General features: G+C 65.2%; 5 protein-coding genes. 4 read left to right on the forward strand and 1 reads right to left on the reverse strand.

Annotation, left to right across the window (positions count from 1 at the left end; genetic code table 11):
* From WAW17_RS13025 to WAW17_RS13040, 4 genes are all read left to right on the forward strand, one after another.
* Positions 1 to 1,998, forward strand: a 1,998-nt coding sequence (locus tag WAW17_RS13025) for an isocitrate lyase/phosphoenolpyruvate mutase family protein (RefSeq protein ID WP_422333383.1), incomplete at its 5' end; no start/stop codon positions are given.
* Entirely contained in the window at positions 1,995 to 2,747 is a 753-nt protein-coding gene (locus tag WAW17_RS13030) for a maleate cis-trans isomerase family protein (RefSeq protein ID WP_422333384.1), read from the forward strand. The genes WAW17_RS13025 and WAW17_RS13030, both read left to right, overlap by 4 nt.
* Before the next feature lie 33 nt (positions 2,748 to 2,780).
* The gene (locus WAW17_RS13035; RefSeq protein WP_422333385.1) at positions 2,781 to 3,086 is read left to right on the forward strand and encodes a Dabb family protein; all 306 of its coding nucleotides are present in this window, start codon (positions 2,781 to 2,783) and stop codon (positions 3,084 to 3,086) included.
* Positions 3,083 to 3,745: an isochorismatase family protein gene (locus tag WAW17_RS13040; protein WP_422333386.1), complete on the forward strand. Its 663-nt coding sequence runs from the start codon at positions 3,083 to 3,085 to the stop codon at positions 3,743 to 3,745. Before WAW17_RS13035 ends, WAW17_RS13040 begins: the two co-directional genes overlap by 4 nt.
* Positions 3,746 to 3,989: 244 nt before the next feature.
* Here WAW17_RS13040 and WAW17_RS13045 read toward each other — a convergent pair.
* The coding region (locus tag WAW17_RS13045; protein ID WP_422333387.1) for a PucR family transcriptional regulator at positions 3,990 to 4,480 on the reverse strand (491 nt) is incomplete at its 5' end.

Genomic DNA, 4,480 nt, shown 5'->3' on the forward strand with positions numbered 1-4,480 from the left:
TTCCACCCGTCCTCCCTCGAACTGCTCGACGAACTCGGAGTGGCGGACGAACTCCACGAGGTCGGCTTGAAGGCACCGGTATTCCAGTACCGCGAACGCTCCGGCGCCGTCCTGTCCGAGATGGACATGAGCCTGCTGGCCGCGGAAACCAAGTACCCGTACCGGTTGCAGAGCGAACAGAACAACCTCACACTCATCATCCGCAACCACCTCCTGACGATGCCGAACGTCACCCTGCAGTACTCGAGCCCGGTCACCCGGGTCGAGCAGGGTTTCGAGCACGTGCGCATCTTCCTGCCCGACACCGATCGCGACGACCCGATCCGGGCGCGCTGGGTGATCGCAGCCGACGGCGCCCAGTCGAACATCCGTAAGAGTCTGGGTATTTCGTTCGAAGGCCGCACCTACGACGAACGCTTCCTGGTCATCTCGACCACCCATGAATTCCGCGACGACTTCCAGGATCTGGCCTACGTTTCGTACATCTCCGACCCCGAAGAATGGGGCGTGTTGCTGCGGACGCCGAACCATTGGCGCGCCCTGTTCCCGGTCCGCGACGACGAGACCGACGAGATGGCCCTCTCCCCCGAGGCGATGGAAGCGCGGCTTCAGCGCATCGCGGCGCAACCCGACCCGTACGAGGTAGCACACGCATCGATCTACAAGGTCAACATGCGCGCCGCCGCCACCTTCGCCGTCGGAAACATTCTGCTCGCCGGAGACGCCGCACATGTGAACAACCCGCTCGGCGGAATGGGCATGAACAGCGGAATCCACGACGCCTGGGCTGCCGCCGAGGTCATCGACGCGGCACTGACCGGAACCGACGCCACTCATGCCGCCTCGCTCTACAGCGAACTGCGCCGCGATGCCGCACTCAATCACGTGCAGGCACAGGCGCAGAAGAATTACGATTCGATGAGCGAGGAAGACGACGACCAACGCGAGGCCCGAGCCGAGTTGCTCTCCGCGATGGACCTCGACCTGCTCGACAAGCGCGATCACCTGCGCGCCTCGGCCATGTTCACCTCGCTGCGGATCACCATGGGTCGCATTGCCCGCGAACTTCGCGCCGTCCCGGCCGCAACCCGGCCGTCCGGACGTCGCCTGTCCGAACTGCTCTGCTACAACACAGTTCTGGCACCCGGAGCCTACGACGGTGTCTCGGTCAAGGCACTGGACGCGTCCGGGTTCAAGGCCGGTTACGTCTCGGGCGCTGCAGTGTCCGCCGCTGCACTCGGCCAACCCGATCTGGGATACCTCGGCCTGGCCGAGATGGCCGAACAGGTGCGCCGCATGACCGCGGTCAGTGACATGGCGCTGATCGTCGACGGCGACACCGGCTACGGCGGCGTGCTGCAGGTCGGCGAGGCCGTCACCCGTCTCGAGCGTGCCGGTGCCGCAGCCATCCAGTTCGAGGATCAGGTTGCGCCCAAACGCTGCGGACATCTGACCGGCCGCCAGGTGGTACCGATCGAGGAGATGGTCGCCAAGATCGAGATCGCCGCCGGCCGAAGGCAGTCGGCGCTCATCATCGCCCGCACCGACGCGCTGTCCGTCGAGGGTCTCGATGCGGCGCTCACACGGGTGCGCGCCTACGTGGGCGCCGGCGCCGACCTGGTGTTCGTCGAGGGTGCCTACAGCGAGGAACTGCTGCGGGCCATCCACGGCGCCGTCCCCGGCACGCCGCTGATGATCAACGTCAGCGAGGCCGGTGACCACTCCGCACTGCCGCATCCGCGGATTCTCCGCGAACTCGGTGTCGCATTGATGATCTATCCGGTGGCCCCGATCCTCGCGTCCACCGAGGCGATCACCGCCATGTACAAGCAGATCCGCACCACCGGCACTTCGGGGCGCTCGCAGCAGGACTGGGCTCAGTTCACCGCCTTGACCGGGCAGGATGCACAACTCGAGCAGACCGCTGCGCTCGCGGCATCCGCGTCCGCGTCCGCGTCCGCACAGATCAACACCGCTACCTCGAGGAGTCTTGTATGACCACCCCCGCCACGCCTGACACCAAGGGCAAGCGTTTCGCGCTGATCGTCCCCTCCACCAACACCTCGGTCGAGCGGGAACTTCACCACATCCGGCCGCAGGACTGCTCCTGGCATACCGGTCGGATCATGATCAAGGCTGCCGCACTCGATTCAGCTGATGCCTTCGGCCTCTTCCGGGAGGATCTCAACGCGGCACTACCGTCGGCACTGGAGATCGTCATGACGGCAAAGCCGGACTACATCGTCATGGGCATGTCCGCCGAAACCTTCTGGGGTGGCGTCGAGGGCAACGCCGCATTCGAGGAGAACGTCCGCGAACTCACCGGACTCGACGTGACCACCGGCGCAACGGCGGCTGCAGAGGCACTGAAGGCGTTCGGCGCCGAGAAGATCGGCATCGTCACCCCGTACCAGCCGGTCGGAGACGAGCAGGTTGTCGCGTACTTCACCGAACTCGGATTCGAGGTCGCAGGCATCCACGGCCTGAAGTCCGCGTCCGCGACATCGATCGCCGACGAGAGCCCCGAGGACATCAGGGCGGCGTTCCTGGCCGTGGACGGACCCGACGTCGATGCCCTGATCCAGGCCGGCACCAACCTCGAAGCCATCGCGGTCGCTGCCGAACTCGAGAAGGAACTCGGTAAACCGGTCGTCGCGATCAATCTCGCTACCGTCTGGCACGCGTTGCGCACCAACGGCATCAACGACAAGATCGAGGGCTACGGCTCACTGCTCGAACGCTTCTGACACATCCACCCGGCCCCGAAAGGATCTACCGCAATGTTCCGTCACGTCGGACTACTCACCCTCAACGACGAGGCCACCACCACCAACCGCAACGGCATCGTCGAGGCGCTACGCGCCCTGCCCGGGCAGATCCCCGGACTGCAGAAGGCAGAGGTGTCCACCGACGCCGGTCTGACCGAGGGCAACGCCGACGTGATGTTCACGATGACCTTCGACTCGCAGGCCTCGTGGGAGGCGTACCGCGCCCACCCTGCACATGTCGCCGTGCTCACCGACCACATCAAGCCGGTCCTCGCATCGAAGACGTTTGTACAGATCGAAGGACCAGCAACCTCGTGACCGAACAGATCAACCGGATCTCCGGAAACGATCTCGCGGCGGACTACACCTTCTCCGGATTCGGCGGCGCCCTCCCCCTGGGGTCTCGCCCGGCGCTGGTGATCGTGGATCCGGCCAAGGCATATGCCGAACCTTCGTCGCCGCTGTATGCCGGTGCAGAGGAAACGGTTTCGAACATGCGGGGGCTCCGAGCCGCAGCCTCGGCTGCAGGGATTCCGATCTATCTGACACAGGTGCTCTACGAGGACGAAGCCGGTGTTCTCGGCGGATTGTTCTTCACCAAGGTTCCAGCGCTGCGCTGCTTCGTCGCGGGTAATCCCCTCGCGGAGTTCATCGACGGATTCGAGCCACAACCTGGTGAGATCGTCATCACCAAGCACTATCCCAGCGCCTTCCACGGCACCTCGCTGGCTGCGGCGCTCACCGCAACCAAGGTCGATACCGTGCTGATCGCAGGGTTCTCGACCAGCGGGTGCATCCGTGCCACCACAATCGATGCCCTTCAGCACGGCTTTGTGCCCGTGGTTGTCTCCGACGCCGTCGGCGACCGCCATCGGGAGCCGCACGAGGCGAACCTACGTGACATCGGCGCCAAATGTGGTGAGGTGCGAAGCCTCGATCAGGCTCTCGCATACCTCCACACGCTCGGGGCCCGCTGACTGAACTGCCCGACCCGCCACCAGGGGTCCTCGCGCGGCATCTACGAGGAGCCGGCGCCGAGCCGCCGCTCCACCGCTCCGCCGAGCCGCCGCTCCGCGCGATTGTCACGAGTCGATTCCTCGCTGTCGAGCCGACCGTGCCCGAAAGAGATCGCCCGGCCGCTTCGCTTCGAGATCACACAGTCTCACCCCTGGTTGACCGGCTCGGCCACGGCTTCCACGTCCGAAAATATGCGGGGAAGGATCAGTGGGGTGGAGACGAGCCTCCAAGCCAGTCGCAGACCAGGAGAGCTGCGCGAAGCTTGGTGGTGGGGGCGCCGACGGAATGCGCGCAGATACTGAACGCCTGCTGCACGCGATAGGTCACCGTGTTGCGTGAAATATGCTCCTCTGCAGCTACTTTGGAGATGCTTCGGTCCATATCGAGGTACAGCCGGAGGGTGGAGCGCAACTCGGCCATGCGCGGGTCGTCGGCCGCGAGGGGGCCGAGGTGCCGTTTGACGAACTGCCGGGCGGCCTCCGGGTCGGCCAACAACAACACCTCGAGGTCGATGTCCTCATGGGCAGTGGTGGTGGTGCGGGTCGGCTCCGGGCGCAACCGGATCAATCGTTCCACCGACTGTGCCTCGAGGTGGCTTCGGCGGAACCCCTCCAGACCGTGGCCGACTTGGCCTGCGACGACGTGGGTGCCATCGAACTCGGGCAACGGATTCGGTTGTTCGCGCTTCGCGGGTG

Origin of the sequence: Rhodococcus sp. (in: high G+C Gram-positive bacteria) (assembly GCF_049286785.1) — a bacterium.
GTDB lineage: Bacteria > Actinomycetota > Actinomycetes > Mycobacteriales > Mycobacteriaceae > Rhodococcus_F.